Genomic DNA, 15437 nt, shown 5'->3' with positions numbered 1-15437 from the left:
GCCCGGGAACTATTAACACCTGATGGCCGACAATGTCCGTGTGGACTGCGACATCTGCCGCGAAGCTCTCTCCGCTCGCCTCGACGGCGAGCCGGAAGGCGTGCCCGCCGACGAGGTCGACGCGCACCTGGAGACGTGCACGTCCTGCCGGTCCTGGCACGACAGCGCGGCCGCCCTCACCCGCAGCCTCCGCATCAGGCCGGCCACCCCGGTCCCGGACCTGACCGCGGCGATCCTCGACGCCGCTCCCCCGATCACGCCGCCCACGCCACGCGGCTGGACCCCGCGGGCTCTGCTCGGCGTGGTCGCCATCGCCCAGCTCACGCTCGGGGTGTCCCAGGTCGTCGGCACGAGCTCCGCGCACAGCGGCCACACGAGCGGTGTCGACAGCAGTCACCTGTTCAACGAGAGCACCGCCTGGAACCTCGCCATCGGCCTCGGCCTGCTCTGGGCCGCGCTCCGCCCGGCGGCGACCTCCGGCATGCTGCCCGTCGTCAGCGCGTTCGTCGCGGTGCTGATCCCGTACTCCGCCAGCGACCTGCTCGGCGGCACCGCCACCGGTGCCCGCGTGTTCAGCCACGCGCTGCTGGTGGTCGGTCTCGGCCTGCTCGCCCTCGTGCACTTCACCCACCGCGGCCCCGGCGGCCGCACACCGCTGGCACAGGGCGACTCCGACGACGTCACGGACTCTTCCGCCACGACGGAACGCGCGGAACAGCCTCGCGGACAGCGCCGCGTGCGGTTGCGCCCGGTCAGCAAGCGCCGCGCCGCCTGAGTCACTCCCACCTGACTGGACCACGTGGTCCACTTCGCGTAGCGTGGCCAACAGAATGGACCGCACGGTCCATCCTTGGGATCCGAGGAGAGTTCGTCGATGGCACGCAAGAAGGTCCGTGTCGGCATCATCGGTGCCGACACGAAGGCGAGTTGGGCGCAGGTGTCACACGTGCCGGCGCTCCAGAACCACCCGGACGCCGAACTGGTGGCCGTCGCGACCCGCCGGGAGGAGAGCGCCCGTGCCGCCGCCGAGGCGTTCGGCGCTCCGCTGTGGTTCGCCGACCCCTACCAGATGATCCTCGACGAGTCGGTCGACGTCGTCACCGTCGCCGTTCGCGTTCCCGCGCACCGCGAACTCGTGGCGGCGGCGCTGAAGGCGGGCAAGGCCGTCTACTGCGAGGCACCGCTCGGGTCGTCGGTGGCCGAGACCGGGGAACTGGCCGCGCTCACGGGATCGGCCGCGACCGCGATCGGTCTGCAGGGCCGGCTGGACCCCGCGGCGAGGCGTGCGGCGGAACTGGTGTCCGGCGGGGCGATCGGGCGTCCACTGACGGCGCGGATCGTCTCGACCACGTTCGGCGTCGGCCCGGTCTCCCTGGAGGCGTACCGCTACTTCGACGAGGCCGCGGCCGGCGCGAACCTGCTGACGATCACCGCGGGCCACACCCTCGACCTCGTGGAGGCAGTGCTGGGTGAGGTCACCGAGGTCGACGCCCGCGCCGAGACGCTGTGGCCGGTCGTGTCCTATTCGGACACCGGCGCCACGGGTCCGCGCGAGGTCCCCGATCACGTCGACGTGCTCGGCAGGACGGCCTCAGGCGCCGTGTTCACGGCCAGCGTCCTCGGCGGTGTTCCCGTGGAGGACGCCGAGTTCCTGCTGGAGGTCAGGGGAAGCGAAGGACGGCTCCGCCTGACGGGTGGCACGATCTACGGCTTCCAGGGCGGCACGTTGACGCTCACGGCGAGCGTGGCGTTCGAGGCCCCCGACGCGCCGGTCGTCGCCGCGGAACCGAGCCCGGCCACGAACGTCGCCGAGGTGTACGCGAGCCTGGCGAGGGACCTCACGACCGGATCCCGTGACACACCGGGGTTCTCCCACGCACTGCACAACGCGCGGCTGATCGGGGCGGTCGCGGCGGCGTCAGAGTCGGGAACGCGCCGACGGGTCGCCGACTAGCGGGCGAACCGGACGTGGAGGCACGTCCTCCGCGTCCGGTCAGGCGGCCGCGACCAGTGGCGACAGCACCTGGTCCAGCGCGGCCACGAGCGGGTCCGGTGACCGGCTGGGCTGGCTCAGCATGATTCCACCGTGGATCAACGCCGCGACGGCCCCGGAGATCGCGTTCACGTCCGCGTCGGGGCTCAGGTGCCCGGCGTCCCGCATGCGCCGCACGCCCGCGGTGAGCGCGTCACGCCACTGGGCCCCCGCCGACGCCATGAAGGCCGCGGTCTCCGGATCTGCCGCCGCGGCCTCGGTCGCGAGGGCACCGATCGGGCACGCCCACCTGCCCTCGTCCAGGTAGTAGCGCCGCAGACCGTCGCGCCACCGATGCCACGACTCCCACGTGGAGAGGTCGCCGATCTCCTTCTCCTGCGCGGCGAGCAGCTGTTCCCACTCCCAGCGCGCGACCTCGCGGATCAGCTCGGTCTTGCCGCCGGGGAAGTAGTGGAACAGCTGGCTCTTGCTCGTGAGCGTCGCCGCGCGGACGGTCTCCAGGGTGGTGCCGCCGATGCCCGCGGCCAGGATCTGCTCGGCGGTGGCGTCGATGATCCGCTGGCGCGTGCGCCGCCCCTTCTCCGTCATCGCCGAGGTGCTCATAGGCGCACGATACCCGACTACTGGACCACAGCGTCCAATCCTGGCGCGGCCTCAGGACGTCCGCTCGTAGAGCGTTCCCGCCCTGACCAACGTGGGGCGACCGTCGGGGCCGGGGTCGAAGAACCGCACCGGCGCGACCGTTCCCGGACCGTCCAGCTCCAGGACGAACCGGCGCTGCCCGGCGTCGACGCAGACGAGCGGCAACGCCCGGCTGCCCCCGGTCGGGCTGCCCATCACGCGCTCCCATTCGAGCAGCGCGGGTGTGCGGATCAGTTCGAGGTGGAGCTGTCCGTCCCGCACGTCGACCAAGACGTCACCGTCAGGCGACCGGTACCGCCCGACGAACAACGCCGTGTCGACCTCGGCCGCGGACTCCGGAGAGGACACGGGTTCCGGGACCCGGACGCCGAAGCACTCTTCGAGAAGGCCGTCACACAGCGCGGTGTACAGCTGCGACCCGGTCTGGCTGTTCGTGAGCACCGCCAGCACCGCCTTCCGCTCCGGGACGACGACCAGGTTGGAGTGCATGCCGTTGTTGGCCCCGGCGTGGCCCAGGACCAGATCGGGACCCTCCTGCACGATGGCCCAGCCGAGTCCCCAGTTCACGTACATGGGCAGGCAGCCCCAGTAGTCGTCGAACTGGGGCGTGCGCATCTGCCGGATCGCCTCGGGGCTGAGCAGCCGGTGGCCGTCGGGCGACGTGCCGTCGAGGTGCGTGCGCCCGAACCGGATCAGCGCGTCCACGTCCAGCCACAGGCGGGACCCCGCCGGGCCGCTCTCCGGCCCGAGGCGCAGGCGGGAGACCGGTGCCGCCACACCGGTGACGGGGTCGACGACGTGGCCCACGGCGGTCGAACGCAGCAGCAGTTCGTCGGCGTCGGCGGTCGCGTTCAGGCTGAGGGGACGCAGGACACGGGCGTCGAGCGCCGCGTCGAAGCTCTGGCCGGTGATCACCTCCGCCAGGCGGCCGAGGGTGCTCATGCCCATGTTGCTGTAGCACCAGCGCTCACCGGGGACTCCCGTCACCGGCAGGCCGGGAAGCTCGTCCAGGAACCGTTCGAGCACGTCCTCCCCCGGTGCCAGGTCCGGCAGGTGGTTGGAGGGCAGGCCGGACGAGTGGTTCAGCAACATCCGGACGGTCACCGCGGCGGACCGCTCCGGGTTCACCGACCTGAAGCCGGGCAGGTAGGCCGGCACGGGCGCGTCGAGGTCGAGCAGGCCCTCGTCCACGAGCGTCATCGCCAGCGACGCGGTGAACACCTTCGTGACGGAGCCAGCGGCGAACAGCGTGTCCGGCCGCACGGGAGCGCCGGTCGCCACGTTGGCCGTCCCGGTCTGAGCCCGCACGAGCCTGCCGTCGTGCCACAACGCGACCGAAGCGCCCGTCACGCCGAACTTCCCGGCCAGCTCCGACAGCCGGCCCGCGAGCTCCGTCTCGGTAATCATTCCCAGCACGATAGGCCGGACGGGTGTCGGCGGCACGTGACACTGGTTGCGCCTGCACGGCTCGTGGTTCGACACCTGTCGTAAGCCGAAGCGCCCGCGCAGCAGGATGATTCACCGCAGGCCGGGCTCGCGTCCATCCACTTCGGACCGATCCGCCGCCCGGCCGTCGTCATCCAGCTCAAGGAGAGGCTTCATGGCCCAGGACGCTGTCACCCCACCGCCCGCATCCTCGTTCCGCCGCCACGGCGACCTGCTGCTGTTGTCGGGTCAGGTCGGTGTCGACGAGAACTGGCGGCCGGTGGAGGGCACCTTCCAGGACGAGGCGCGCGCCGTGTTCCGCAACGTCCGGCAGGTGCTCACCGAGGCAGGAAGCCGGCCGGAGCGGATCCTCAAGGTCACCGGTTACCTGACGGACGCCGCGCTCTTCCCCGCCTACAACGAGGTCTGGCTCGAAGCGTTCCCCGACCCCGAGCACCGGCCCGCCCGCACGACGATCGTCACCGGGCTGCACCCGCCGTTCCGCGTCGAGCTCGACGTCACCGCGGTGGCCGACGAGATCGCCTGAGATTCGTCGCGAACTTCCCCTGCGGCAACGCACCTGTGCCACAGGGGAAGTTCGCGTTCGTTCAGTGCCTCGCGGTCAGGCAGCTCGGGCACCCCGGCAGGCGAACGCCGTGGTGCAGCGCCTTCGCGTAGCGGGCCTCCTCCTCCAGCGGGCCGGGCAGGTCCGCGGTCAGGAGCCGCTGCTCGGGGAGTGCGCCGAGGTCCACCCGCGCGCCGTCCTTGATGACGGCGTGGATGCTCTCGTAGTTCTTGGCGCCCTGCAACGGGTTCTGGTCCAGCACGACCATGTCGGCGATCTTGCCGACTTCGAGCGTGCCGAGGTCGTCGGCGACGTGGTAGGCCTCGGCGACGTTGCGGGTCGCCGCGCGCAGCAGGGCCATCGGCGCCATGCCCTTCTCCTCCATCGCCCGCAGCCAGACGAAGTGGCCGGACGACAGGCGCCCCAGTGCCTCCTCCTCGGGCATCCCGTTCCAGGTGCCCTTGATCAGCGGCTCCTGCAGGACCTCCGGGGCGAAGATGCCTCCGTCGTTGCCCAGGACGATGTTCGCACCGGAGCTGATGAGGTTGCGGATGTTGGCGTCGGCCGACTTCCACATCGTCCACTCGAAGTCCGAAATGGACGTCTTGAGGAACTCCAGGCCGTTGTCGGTGACGGGGAAGACGACGGCGCCGCAGTTGCTCCGCCCGAACAACTCCAGGACGTCGTCCGGGATCTCGGTCGGCCCTGTCGTGTTGGGGTGCTGCACGAGGTCGCAGCCCGCCTCCAGGGACATCCGCAGCCCCTCGACGGACGTGGCGTGCGACTGCACGGTCAGCTTGGCGCGGTGGACCTCCTCGACGATGGCGCGCTGGGTGCGCTCCGAGAACACGAGGAACGCGCCCGCGGCGAGCCCGCCGTGCTCGTTCGACGCGTACTTCACGAAGTCGATGCCCCGCTCGATGTACTGGCGCACCTCCGCGGCCACTTCCTCGGACGTCATCCACATCAGGTGCCGGCCGGTGTTCTCGACCCACGCCGCGTTGACGCGGTCGACGAAGTACGAGGTGCCGACCCCGGCGATCCTCCCGTCGAAGTCCGCCGAGAACGGACCGTCGAAGCCGATGATGTTGCCGGCGCAGCGGATGCGGCTGCCCACGGTCTCGCCCCGGTTGATCCGGTCCCGGACCGCCATGAGCGCGCGCCTCGGCCCCCAGGTGTCGAACACCGTCGTCATGCCCGCCTTCAGCGCGACCTGGGCGGCTTCGACGATCAGGTCCTCGTACCGCCCGTCGTAGCGGACGAGCGTCTCGTACAACGCGTTGACGAGCAGGTGCACGTTGGCGTTCATCAGCCCGGGGATGATGAACTTCCCGCTGTAGTCGACGATCTCGGCGTCCGCGGGCACGGGCAGGTCCTCCCGCCGGCCGATCGCCGTGATGCGGCCGTTCTCCACCAGGATCGCCCGGCCTTCGACGGCCTGCTCGGCCACTCCGTCGATGACGGTGGCGCCGGTCAGAAGGATCGACATGTTCTTCCTCTCGCAGTCGGCTGCCGCCCTGGCTGGAACGTCACTCGGCGGTTCAGTTACCTTCAACTGTTAACTACAACTGAAGGTTTTGTATACTCCGACGTCATGGCGCGTCAAGACCTGGAGAACGGTTCCCCGCCGGCAGCTCGGCGCCGCGGTGGACGCAAGCCCACGATCAGCCGCGAGCAGATCCTGCTCGCGGCGGAGAGGTTCGCCCCGGAGGAGCTCTCGATACCGGCGCTGGCGGCGTCGCTCGGCGTCACCCACGCCGGGATCTACCACTACTTCTCGTCGCGCGCCGAGCTCATGTCCGCGATCGTCGCCCACGCCTCGCGACGCCTGGAGGTACCTCCTCCTGGACCGTGGGAGGAGTGGCTGGTCGAAGCCGCGTTCGTCCTGCGTGGACACTTCATCGAGTTCGCGAGCACGGCCGACGTGGTCTCGGTCGGGACGTCGCTGACCTTCGCGCCCCTCGCCGAGACCATGCTCCAGGTGCTGCTGGAGGCTGGGTTCACCATCAGGCAGGCCGGCGACGCGACGGAGCTGCTCGGGTCCTGCGCGCTGGGCGGCGCCATCGTGTCGCGGCGCACGAACCTGGACGGGTCGGCGTACGTCGAGGACCTGCGGCTCGCCGACGACTCCCCCGTGCGCGCACTCGCCGCGGACGCGGCGCGGGACACCGTCGACGACGCCTTCCGCAGGCACGTCACGACCATCATCGCGGGGCTCAAGGCCATGCGGGCCTAGGCCGTGTCCCGAAAGTTCCTCGGGCGACAGTAGCGGCCGAGGGCCCCGGAGACGGCGCCGCCGCGATGTCCGAATACGCCCGGTATGAGGGCATCGCGGCGGCGCCGTCTCCGGGTCTCTCGCCCGCGCCTGTCACCGGACGAACTTTCGGGACACGACCTGGGCGGAGCGGAGCGGGTCGAACGGCGTGAGCTCGCGCCGCCCGGTCCCGGTCATGATCTGCTCGGCCAGCAGCTTGCCCGTGACGGGCGCGTACGTCATCCCGTACATGCCGTGCCCGCCCGCGACGTGCACACCGTCGAGCTTCGTCCGACCGATCAACGGCAGGCCGTCCGGCGTGAGGGGCCGTGCGCCGATCCACGGATCCCGCACGTCGTCCCAGTCCGCGCCGTCGATCAGGGGGTGGATCGAGCGGAGGACCGTGTCGAGGCGCCTGTGGTCGAACGGCTGGTCGGGCGGAGCGATCTCCATGATCCCGGTGACGCGGAGCCGGCCCCCGTAGGGCGTCATGGCCACCCGGACGCCGGGGAGGTACACGGCTGAGGTGACCGGCTCCTCGACCGCGACGGTGCAGGAGTAGCCGTGACCGGACTGGACCGGAACCCGGACGCCGAGCGGCCTGGCCAGCTCCGGCAGCCACGTCCCGGTCGCCAGCACCACTGCGTCGGCGCGGTGCGGTGCACCTCCCCACGTGTCGACCTGCAGCCCACCGGGACCGAAGCCGACGGACCGGACCTGGGCGCCGTCGACGATCTCGCCGCCGCGCTTGCGCACGGAGTCCGCGAGCGCGTCGAGGAACGGGCCGGGCGCCAGGAACCGCTGACCTTCCACGTGCACGATCTGCTTGACGTGGTGGGAGAACGGCGCCTCGTGCCCCGCGGTCGTCCGGTAGCCGCCCTGCTGCCCGAGGTCGCGGGCGGCGTTGAGCTCGTGTTCGAGACCGGCGGTGCTCTCCCCTGCGGTGAAGCCGATCCGGAGGGTCTCCTCGCGCACGTCGGCGGTGACACCGCCCGCGATCAGGTCGTCGAACGCCCGGATGGTCCCGTGGCCGAGCGGGGCCAGCGCGGACATCCCCCGCCGCCAGCGCGCGCCGGTCGAGTTCCGGGTGAAGCCTGCCAGGAACGCCAGCGTCGCGGCGGACACCCGCGGGCTCACCGCGAGCGGCGAGCCGGGCGTCAGCAGGCCCCGGACGCCCGCGCGCAGCATCGCCGGTTCCGGCAGCGGTGCCGCCATCGCCGGGATGACGTAGCCGGCGTTGCCCCACGAGGCACCCGCTCCGACACCCGAGCGGTCGAGAACGGTGACGTCGGCGCCGTGCTCCTGCAGAAACCACGCGCACGAGAGCCCAACGGCGCCCGCTCCGACCACCACGACGCGTTGCGGGAGGGCAGACTTCATGTCAACTCCTGGTGTTCCGTCCGCAGTGGATCGTCACCCAACCTAGGCACGCGCGGGCCGAGGAACGAGCGACAGCTGTCGCACCGCCGGGAACAGCTGAGCGACAACTGTCACCGGCGTTGATCAGCGCACAGCGAGGTCCGCGCGGTCAGCCGCCTCGCGCGTCGCGACGGCCTGGGCGAGCAGGGTCAGTCCGGCCTGGGCCGCCGAACCCGCTCGCGCCGTCACCACGGTCAGCGTCTGGTCCGGGGCGTGCGGGATGCGCAGCGTCTGCTGGTTCACCAGGACCTCGCCGGCGACGGGGTGGAGCATCCGGTGCGCGGTGCTGTCGCAGGCCCGCACGCGGTGGTCCGCCCACATCGTCGCGAACTCGGGGCTGTGGGTCGCCAGCTCACCGACGAGTGCGGTCAGGTCGCGGTCGTCCGGGTGCTTGCCGGCGGTGAGGCGGAGGTTGCCGACGACCGCGCGGGCCTTGGCCGCCCAGTTCCCGTACAGCGCGCGGGTGTGCGCGTCGAGGAAGACCAGTCTGGTCATGTTCGGGCGGTCGGCGGGACGCTGCGGGGCGGTGAAGTCGAGGTGCCCGGCGAACAGGGCGTGGCCCAAGGCGTTCCACGCCAGCACGTCGCCGCGCCGGCCGAGCAGGATCGCCGGCACGTGCGCGAGCGCGGCGAGGAGTTCGGCGGTGTCGGGTGAGACCCGTTCGGCCGGTGGTTTCGGCGCGGGCCGCTTGCGCCGCGGCTGGGCGAGTTCGCGCAGGTGCGCGTGTTCGTCGGGGTCCAGCTGCAACGCGCGAGCCAGTGCCGCCACGACCTCCTGCGACGCGTGCAGCGCCTGCCCCTGTTCCAGGCGGACGTAGTAGGACGCGCTGACACCGGCCAGCCCGGCGACCTCCTCGCGGCGCAGGCCGGGGACGCGCCGCCGTTCACCGTAGGTCGGCAGCCCGACCTGGTCCGGCGTCAGCCTCGCCCGGCACGCCTGGAGGTACTCGGCGAGCTGTCCCTGTCCGCTCATGAGGCCAGTATGCGCAGAACGCGCGACCCGAGCCTGACCGTGCCAGTGGTAGGCAACGTCCGGTCTGGCTGGCCCTGCCGTCGCCGGGCGAGGGTCGTCGCATGACATCGACCCTCGAAGTGATGGACCTCGACCCGGCGGAGTTCGGCTTTCGGCGCCGCGCCTGGGTTCCCGTACCACCGGAGCGCCTCTACGAGATCATCAGCGACGTCTCGCTGATCGGGCTGTGGAGCCCGAGCGCGTCCGAGGTCGCCTACGACGACGGCGCGGGGCCGAAACCCGGCGCCTGGTTCAGCGGCCACAACCGGCGCGGCGAGCGCGAGTGGGTCAGCCGGTCGCAGGTCCTCGCCGCACGACCGGGCGCCGAGTTCTCGTTCGTCGTGGGCGGGCTGGACGACGGCATCGTGCGCTGGCGGTGGACCATGCACGTGGACGGCGACGGGTCGGTCGTGACCCAGGAGTGGCAGTTGCTGCGCATGGACCCGGTGCTCGGCACGACCCGCCACGACGTCGAGGCCCTCCGGAACGACATGGAGACGAGCGTCGAGTCGACGCTCGTCTCCCTGGCGAGGTGGCTGCACTGACCGGTCAGCGTCCGAACTCGTTCACGACGGGCCACCTGTCCCAGCCGGGATCACCGGTGCGGGCGTAGGAGATCCAGGCGCCGTGGACGTCCTCCGCCAGCTGCTCGGGTGCCGCGCCGGGCCCGAGCAGCCCGGTGGCGCCGTGCAGGACCGGGTCGCCGGCAACGTCGAAGACGAACGGCAGCTCGACGGTGTGCGCGGCTCCCAGCTGCCCGTCGAGCGCCGTCGAGCGGTGACCGAACGAGTACACGTGGGCCCGTCCGTGAGCCTCGATCATCCGCAGGGTGCCGTCGCCGAACAGCGTCCTGCCGAGCGACTCGGCCTCGGCGGCGTCGTGGTTTCCCTTCGGTACCAGGTAAAGCCGCCCCTCCTCGGTGTTCGTGCCGATCAGCAGGTCCACCGGCTCGTCCGGCAGCGCGTCGGCGGGCTGGACGGGCAGCACGAGACTGAAAGGACTGAGGCCCGCCAACGGGTCCGCGGCCGTGGCGGTCGTCAGGTCGAGCCCTGCCAGCGACGGCAACGCCGCCAGGAAGCGTTCGTCGGGAACGTCCCCGAACTCCTCCGGCGCGACACCGAGGGCCTCTGCCAGCGCGGCCGTCACCCGTGCCGCCTGCTCCGGCGTGAAAGCGCCGGAACCGTTGCCGCTCTGCATGATCGCGCGCCGGAACAGGCCTCGCGCCCGAGGGTCTGCGAGCAACGCCCCGACCAGCGTGGCCCCGGCGGACTGGCCGAACACGGTGACGTTGCCGGGATCGCCGCCGAACACCTCCACCGTGTCGCGCACCCAGGCCAGCGCCGCCAGCACGTCGAGCAGGCCGCGGTTGGGCGGCGCTCCCGGCAGGTCGAGGAAGCCGGGAACGCCGAGCCGGTAGTTGACCGTCACCAGCACCACGCCGTCGCGGGCGAACGACCTGCCGTCGTACAGCGCGGCGCTGGTGGAGCCGGTGACGAAGCCGCCACCGTGGACGAACACCATGACCGGGTGCTTCCCGTTGCCCGCGGCGGGGGTGTGCACGTCGAGCGTGAGGTACTCCCCCGGCACCCAGCCGGGCCCGAAGTACGGGGTCATGTCGAGGCGGCCGAAGTCCCTCGCCGGCTGGGGTGCCGTGGGTGAGGGCCGGGTGCCGTCCCGCACCCCCGTCCAGCCCGGATGCGGTACGGGAGCGGCGAACCGCGCGGCGCCGGTGGGCGTCACCGCGTACGGGATGGCGCGGTAGACCTCCCCGGCCTCGTGCCGCGAACCCCTCACGGCGCCCGCGGGTGTGACGACGTTCATCATTCCTCCAAGGTGGACGGTCAGACGCGGGAGAACCCGGCCCACTCCTCGACGGTGAACCCGGATCCGTCCCGTTTGACCTGAAGCGCGCCGTGGCCGCCGAAGTGCGCGGGGAACACCAGTGCCTTCTCGTCCTCGGCCCGCCCGAACAACCTGCGGCGCGTGGCACGCGCCTGCACCGGGTCCTCGCAGAAGCACGAGTTCACGTCGGGGTGCAGGATCTGCATCGGGCTGTGCACCAGGTCCCCCACGAACAGCGCGCTGTCCGTGCGTGACCCGAGCACCACCACCGACGACCCCGGCGTGTGCCCGGCGGCGAGTTCGAGCCGCAGGTTCCCGTCGATGCGGTGGCTGTCGTCCCACAGCTCCACCAGCCCGGCCTCGAACACGGGCGCGACGCTGTCCTCGAACACGTTCTGGTTGCCCCGCCCCAGCACCGACGTGTGCTCGTTGGCGGGGTTCCAGAACTCGAAGTCGCGCCGCGGCATCAGGTAGGTGGCGTTGGGGAACGTCGGCACCCACGTGCGGCCGTCGAGGCGGGTGTTCCAGCCGACGTGGTCGACGTGCAGGTGCGTGTTGATCACGAGGTCGACGTCCTCGGGCCGCACGCCGGCACCGGCGAGGTCGTCGAGGAACCCGGTGTCGAGGCGGCTCCACACCGGCGCGTACGGCCGTTCCTTGTGGTTGCCGACCCCGGTGTCGACCAGGATCGTCCGTCCCTCGCTGCGCAGCAGCCACGTCTGGATCGCGGCGCGGCACTCGTTCGTCGCGGGATTGAGGAAGTCCGGGACGAGCAGGTCTTCGAGGTCGTACCCTCCGTTGTCCGGGAAGAACTCGGCCGGGCTCATCCGCACCGATCCGGCGTACTCCACGATCCGGGTGATCTCGACGTCACCCAAGGTCAGCTTGTCACTCATGCGTTCGACCGTGTCCGAGCAAGGCCACGGCAACCAGACCTGCCCGGTCCTACCCCTGGCAGGGGGTGGCAAGGATTCGAGTTGTCCACATGTCCGAACACGACGGAACCGCGGATGGAGGCAGGCGTCATGACCGCCATGGGAGAGAAGTTCCACGTAGTGCCCGACGAACTGCGCGGCTACAGCAAGCTGCTCGAACGTCAGGCCGAGCACTTCCTGACGATCCGGGAGCACGCGGTCGTCAAGGGCGGGGACACGTCCGGGTTCACCGGGCTGCTGTCGCTGCTCGATCCCGTCGTGATCGGAGTGGCGCGGCTGTACGGCGAGACGCTGGACGCCGCCGCCGGGAAGATGAACCAGGACGCCGAGTCGCTGGTGAAGTCGGCCAACGCCTACGAGAAGGCGGACCAGGTCGGCGTCTGCCTGATCGACACCGCGGGCGGCAAGATGGAGCCCCCGTCCTGGCTGGAGAGATTCCTGGGGGTCGGCGAATGACCGGCGGAGTCAGCAACGGGTACCAGGACGTCGAGGACCCGAACGTCGCGTTGCGCGCCACCCCCGACGACCGCCCCGGCCGGCAGACCGTCAAGGAGCTGATCGAGGCCGCCGGGTGGAAGATCCAGGGCGTCAACTGGATCTACCAGCAGGTCACCGGCGACGACCTGGTGCGCGACCTGGTCATGCCATTGGCGGGCGACTTCGAGAAGATCGACGCCAACGCCGCCGCGTGGGACCGCGTCGCCAAGGCGCTCGACAACGTGCGGCACAACGTCAACAACGGCATCGGCGAGCTCTCGCCGAGCTGGGACGGCGGCGCCGCGCAGAGCTTCGAGAACCGCATGCGCCGCACGTGGACCACGGCGATCGAGTGGGACTCGCAGGTCGCGAAGTTCATCGGCGACCGCTTCAAGAACATGGCCAGTTCCTGCCGTTCAGCGGCGAAGCTCGCTCTCACGCTGCTCGACAAGATCTGCGACAAGCTGATGAAGGCCGCGATGACCGCGTGGATCCCGGTCGTCGGCTGGGGCCGTGCGGTGTGGATGGTCTACGACGTGGTCAACATCGTCGACCAGGTGCGCAAGCTCATCCAGTCCATGCAGACGCTCATCGAGGGCGTCCAGGGCATGATCAACGGCATCAAGCTGATGGGCACCGCGCTGTCCAGGATCCCGGACGTGCGCGACGTCAACGACTTCTTCGACGTCGTCGACACGTGGCAGGACGGCAAGGAGAAGCTGGGCGACGGCGTGTCCGCCGTGGGCAGCGGCGCGTGGGGCGTGGCCAAGAGCGGCTACAAGGCCCACGACAAGTACACCGGCGCGAAGGGCGAGAAGCACTGGCAGCAAAGCACTCCTGCCGCCTCGGGAGGTGCGGAATGACGTTCCCGTACGAGAGCGCCCGGCAGCAGTTGCAGTCGTGGCAACAGGATCTCGACGCGCGAGGCTCGCGGCTGGAGAAGGTCGCGCTCGAAGCGTCCAGGGTGCAGACCCGCGGCGCCGACCTGTCCCCCGCCGACGTCGCCGAGATCGAGAAGTTCGCCCGGTCGAAGGACGCGCCCAACGCGTTGAAGGACCTGCAGCGCAAGGTCGACTCCGGCGCCATGTCCTGGCAGGACATCACCTCCGGCAGGGCCGTCGCCGATCCTGACGTGCAGCGGGCGATGCAGACCAGCATGCCGTCGCTGAAGCGGGCCTACACGGCGATCAAGGAGGGGCAGAACCTCGACGAGATCGTCGCCGCCGGTCAGCAGCGACCACGCCGGCCGCGCGGGGACTTCGACGACGACGCGCCGAGCGACTTCACCGAGGACGCGTTTTGACGCATGCGTGGATGTTCGACCTGATCTCCCCGGACGACACCGCCCGCGTCCGTGCCCTGACTCGCCACCGGGAACTGGTGAGGAGTCGCTCCGGCCAGACGCTCTTCTCGCACTTCGAAGAGTTCTGGCTCTGCCGGAACAGGAACAACGCGGTGAGCGCGGAGCAGTGGCGTTTGTTGGCGCTGTACCTGCGGTGGGAGGCGCTGTACCCCGACGAGTGGCGTTCGTCGGACCTGTGGTCACCGTGGACGCGGAAGAACGCGGTGCTGGAGCACCTGGGGCGGGGCGGAGTGCCGGTGGAAGGCCGACGGGAGGCCGCCGACCTCCTGGTCGACGTGCTGCACCGCTCCTACCGCTGCAAGGAATGGATGTACCCCGTCCTGGTGCGCCACATCGCGGACGAGGAGTTCCGTGTCAGGCTGAACGCTCTCACGGGCGCGGACGATTCTCTTGTCGGACTGGGGGCGCGGTTCCTCCTCGACCTCGCCGACCGCCCCGGCCAGAAGGTCACGCGGAAGACGTGGCGCCACTGGCTCGAAGACCAGAGGTGAGTGCGGCCAACTGGTCCGCGTACTCGATGCGCGCGACCCAGTCCGCGGGCCAGGCGTCCAGCCCGTGCGCGGCACCAACGAACGCCCCGGCCAGCGCGGCGATCGAGTCGGAGTCACCGCTGGTCCTGGCCGCCCGCACCAGCGCCCGCACCGGGTCGTCGGCGTGCCGGAGCGCGCAGTACAGGCCCGTCGCCAGCGCCTCCTCCGCGATCCAGGCCTCACCGGTGGCCAGGCACGCGTCCTGCCCGTCGTCCGGCCGGGCCAGGGCGGCCACCAACTGCTCCAGGGCCACGACGCACTCGTCCCAGCCGCGCACGATGAAGTCGGCCGGTGTGGTCGCGCCCGGCATCTCCCACAGCGGTCCCAGCCACTCGTCCCGGTAGGTCGTGCGCTGGTCGCGGCAGCGGGCCAGCAGCGCGTCGGGCACGTCGGCCAGGTCCGCGCCGTCGACCAGCAGCCGTGTCGCGTACGCGGTGAGCTCGGACGCGGCCAGCGCCGTGGGATGGCCGTGGGTCATCGCGGCCTGCAGCTGCGACACCCCGGCGAGCACGTCGAGGTCGAGCCCCGGCACGAGACCCACCGGCGTCACCCGCATGTTCGCGCCGCACCCCTTGGAGCCGGTGATCGTCGCCTCCACCCACGGCGTGCCCTCCGCCAGACCGCCGACCGCGCGCAGGCACGTCATGCCCGGCGCGCGGTTGTTCTCCGGGCTGTGCGCCCACGCGACGAACCGTTCCCGCAGAAGGGGTTCGAGTGCGTCGGCGGTGAGCCGATCGGCGTCGTGCAGCGCCCACGCGACCGCGAGCGCCATCTGGGTGTCGTCGGTGACCAGGGCAGGATCGCCGGTCAGGTCGTCAGGGCCGGACGGACCGAACCGCTCGTTGATCTCGGCGACGGTCAGGAACTCCGTCGGCTTGCCGAGCGCGTCCCCGAAGGCCAACCCGTACAACGATCCCGCGATTCGGTCCACGGCCCCACCCTAACCGCGAAGGGCAGCTGGGTTCCGGCTGTCTCGACACA

General features: G+C 71.0%; 17 protein-coding genes. 9 read left to right on the top strand and 8 right to left on the bottom strand.

Features of this window, described 5'->3' with window-relative positions; genetic code table 11:
* Positions 1-22: 22 nt before the first annotated feature.
* Positions 23-775 (top strand): zf-HC2 domain-containing protein, encoded by a 753-nt coding sequence (locus ACFWN2_RS01880; protein ID WP_382424210.1) that lies wholly within the window; start codon positions 23-25, stop codon positions 773-775.
* Positions 776-874: 99 nt separating this feature from the next.
* Positions 875-1954 carry a Gfo/Idh/MocA family protein gene (locus ACFWN2_RS01875; protein ID WP_382424209.1) on the top strand — a complete coding sequence of 360 codons (1080 nt, stop codon included), beginning with the start codon at positions 875-877 and terminating at the stop codon, positions 1952-1954.
* Positions 1955-1993: 39 nt separating this feature from the next.
* Here the strand turns inward: ACFWN2_RS01875 and ACFWN2_RS01870 are convergent, their stop codons facing one another.
* Positions 1994-2596, bottom strand: coding sequence for a TetR/AcrR family transcriptional regulator (locus ACFWN2_RS01870; protein ID WP_382424208.1), 603 nt, complete (start codon positions 2594-2596; stop codon positions 1994-1996).
* Between the two features lie 51 nt (positions 2597-2647).
* A complete protein-coding gene (locus ACFWN2_RS01865; protein ID WP_382424207.1) occupies positions 2648-4042 on the bottom strand; it encodes a serine hydrolase in 1395 nt (464 codons plus the stop codon).
* A 193-nt stretch (positions 4043-4235) separates the two neighbouring features.
* Between ACFWN2_RS01865 and ACFWN2_RS01860 the strand changes: the two genes are divergently transcribed.
* Positions 4236-4607, top strand: a complete 372-nt coding sequence (locus ACFWN2_RS01860; protein WP_382424206.1) for a RidA family protein — start codon at positions 4236-4238, stop codon at positions 4605-4607.
* A 61-nt stretch (positions 4608-4668) separates the two neighbouring features.
* Here ACFWN2_RS01860 and ACFWN2_RS01855 read toward each other — a convergent pair whose 3' ends face one another.
* Positions 4669-6114 carry an amidohydrolase family protein gene (locus ACFWN2_RS01855; protein ID WP_382424205.1) on the bottom strand — a complete coding sequence of 482 codons (1446 nt, stop codon included), beginning with the start codon at positions 6112-6114 and terminating at the stop codon, positions 4669-4671.
* A 105-nt stretch (positions 6115-6219) separates the two neighbouring features.
* Here ACFWN2_RS01855 and ACFWN2_RS01850 point away from each other — a divergent pair, with 105 nt between their 5' ends.
* Entirely contained in the window at positions 6220-6861 is a 642-nt protein-coding gene (locus ACFWN2_RS01850; RefSeq protein WP_382424204.1) for a TetR/AcrR family transcriptional regulator, read from the top strand.
* Positions 6862-6993: 132 nt separating this feature from the next.
* Here ACFWN2_RS01850 and ACFWN2_RS01845 read toward each other — a convergent pair whose 3' ends face one another.
* Positions 6994-8259: an NAD(P)/FAD-dependent oxidoreductase gene (locus ACFWN2_RS01845; protein ID WP_382424203.1), complete on the bottom strand. Its 1266-nt coding sequence runs from the start codon at positions 8257-8259 to the stop codon at positions 6994-6996.
* A 123-nt stretch (positions 8260-8382) separates the two neighbouring features.
* A complete protein-coding gene (locus ACFWN2_RS01840; RefSeq protein ID WP_382424202.1) occupies positions 8383-9270 on the bottom strand; it encodes a helix-turn-helix domain-containing protein in 888 nt (295 codons plus the stop codon).
* A gap of 101 nt (positions 9271-9371) precedes the next feature.
* On the opposite strand from ACFWN2_RS01840, the gene ACFWN2_RS01835 reads away from it, so the two are divergent.
* Positions 9372-9854 carry an SRPBCC family protein gene (locus ACFWN2_RS01835; protein ID WP_382424201.1) on the top strand — a complete coding sequence of 161 codons (483 nt, stop codon included), beginning with the start codon at positions 9372-9374 and terminating at the stop codon, positions 9852-9854.
* A gap of 4 nt (positions 9855-9858) precedes the next feature.
* Here the strand turns inward: ACFWN2_RS01835 and ACFWN2_RS01830 are convergent, their stop codons facing one another.
* Both ACFWN2_RS01830 and ACFWN2_RS01825 read right to left on the bottom strand, forming a co-directional pair.
* Positions 9859-11133 (bottom strand): carboxylesterase/lipase family protein, encoded by a 1275-nt coding sequence (locus ACFWN2_RS01830; protein WP_382424200.1) that lies wholly within the window; start codon positions 11131-11133, stop codon positions 9859-9861.
* Between the two features lie 17 nt (positions 11134-11150).
* Entirely contained in the window at positions 11151-12047 is an 897-nt protein-coding gene (locus ACFWN2_RS01825; RefSeq protein ID WP_382424199.1) for an MBL fold metallo-hydrolase, read from the bottom strand.
* A 129-nt stretch (positions 12048-12176) separates the two neighbouring features.
* Here ACFWN2_RS01825 and ACFWN2_RS01820 point away from each other — a divergent pair, with 129 nt between their 5' ends.
* The 4 genes from ACFWN2_RS01820 to ACFWN2_RS01805 are packed head-to-tail and all read left to right on the top strand — an operon-like array spanning position 12177 to position 14417.
* Entirely contained in the window at positions 12177-12542 is a 366-nt protein-coding gene (locus ACFWN2_RS01820; protein WP_382424198.1) for a hypothetical protein, read from the top strand.
* Complete coding sequence (locus ACFWN2_RS01815) at positions 12539-13426, top strand: WXG100 family type VII secretion target (protein WP_382424197.1); 888 nt, start codon at positions 12539-12541, stop codon at positions 13424-13426. Before ACFWN2_RS01820 ends, ACFWN2_RS01815 begins: the two co-directional genes overlap by 4 nt.
* Entirely contained in the window at positions 13423-13866 is a 444-nt protein-coding gene (locus ACFWN2_RS01810) for a hypothetical protein (protein ID WP_382424196.1), read from the top strand. Before ACFWN2_RS01815 ends, ACFWN2_RS01810 begins: the two co-directional genes overlap by 4 nt.
* On the top strand, positions 13863-14417 hold the full coding sequence (locus ACFWN2_RS01805; RefSeq protein WP_382424195.1) for a hypothetical protein: 555 nt from the start codon (positions 13863-13865) through the stop codon (positions 14415-14417). The genes ACFWN2_RS01810 and ACFWN2_RS01805 overlap by 4 nt, the downstream gene beginning before the upstream one ends.
* Here ACFWN2_RS01805 and ACFWN2_RS01800 read toward each other — a convergent pair.
* Positions 14374-15387, bottom strand: a complete 1014-nt coding sequence (locus ACFWN2_RS01800; RefSeq protein ID WP_382424194.1) for an ADP-ribosylglycohydrolase family protein — start codon at positions 15385-15387, stop codon at positions 14374-14376. The genes ACFWN2_RS01805 and ACFWN2_RS01800 overlap by 44 nt on opposite strands.
* Positions 15388-15437 lie beyond the last annotated feature (50 nt).

The sequence above is a fragment of the Lentzea sp. NPDC058436 genome (assembly GCF_042721515.1).
Lineage (GTDB): Bacteria > Actinomycetota > Actinomycetes > Mycobacteriales > Pseudonocardiaceae > Lentzea.
The sequence above is the reverse complement of the archived record's forward strand: the minus strand, read 5'-3'. Positions and strand labels throughout refer to the sequence as shown.

What these genes read in the sequence shown, in the direction of transcription:
- ACFWN2_RS01880 (WP_382424210.1), top strand. Translation starts at nt 23, where the DNA reads ATGGCCGACAATGTCCGTGTGGACTGCGACATCTGCCGCGAAGCTCTC.
- ACFWN2_RS01875 (WP_382424209.1), top strand. Translation starts at nt 875, where the DNA reads ATGGCACGCAAGAAGGTCCGTGTCGGCATCATCGGTGCCGACACGAAG.
- ACFWN2_RS01870 (WP_382424208.1), bottom strand. Translation starts at nt 2,596, where the DNA reads ATGAGCACCTCGGCGATGACGGAGAAGGGGCGGCGCACGCGCCAGCGG.
- ACFWN2_RS01865 (WP_382424207.1), bottom strand. Translation starts at nt 4,042, where the DNA reads ATGATTACCGAGACGGAGCTCGCGGGCCGGCTGTCGGAGCTGGCCGGG.
- ACFWN2_RS01860 (WP_382424206.1), top strand. Translation starts at nt 4,236, where the DNA reads ATGGCCCAGGACGCTGTCACCCCACCGCCCGCATCCTCGTTCCGCCGC.
- ACFWN2_RS01855 (WP_382424205.1), bottom strand. Translation starts at nt 6,114, where the DNA reads ATGTCGATCCTTCTGACCGGCGCCACCGTCATCGACGGAGTGGCCGAG.
- ACFWN2_RS01850 (WP_382424204.1), top strand. Translation starts at nt 6,220, where the DNA reads ATGGCGCGTCAAGACCTGGAGAACGGTTCCCCGCCGGCAGCTCGGCGC.
- ACFWN2_RS01845 (WP_382424203.1), bottom strand. Translation starts at nt 8,259, where the DNA reads ATGAAGTCTGCCCTCCCGCAACGCGTCGTGGTGGTCGGAGCGGGCGCC.
- ACFWN2_RS01840 (WP_382424202.1), bottom strand. Translation starts at nt 9,270, where the DNA reads ATGAGCGGACAGGGACAGCTCGCCGAGTACCTCCAGGCGTGCCGGGCG.
- ACFWN2_RS01835 (WP_382424201.1), top strand. Translation starts at nt 9,372, where the DNA reads ATGACATCGACCCTCGAAGTGATGGACCTCGACCCGGCGGAGTTCGGC.
- ACFWN2_RS01830 (WP_382424200.1), bottom strand. Translation starts at nt 11,133, where the DNA reads ATGATGAACGTCGTCACACCCGCGGGCGCCGTGAGGGGTTCGCGGCAC.
- ACFWN2_RS01825 (WP_382424199.1), bottom strand. Translation starts at nt 12,047, where the DNA reads ATGAGTGACAAGCTGACCTTGGGTGACGTCGAGATCACCCGGATCGTG.
- ACFWN2_RS01820 (WP_382424198.1), top strand. Translation starts at nt 12,177, where the DNA reads ATGACCGCCATGGGAGAGAAGTTCCACGTAGTGCCCGACGAACTGCGC.
- ACFWN2_RS01815 (WP_382424197.1), top strand. Translation starts at nt 12,539, where the DNA reads ATGACCGGCGGAGTCAGCAACGGGTACCAGGACGTCGAGGACCCGAAC.
- ACFWN2_RS01810 (WP_382424196.1), top strand. Translation starts at nt 13,423, where the DNA reads ATGACGTTCCCGTACGAGAGCGCCCGGCAGCAGTTGCAGTCGTGGCAA.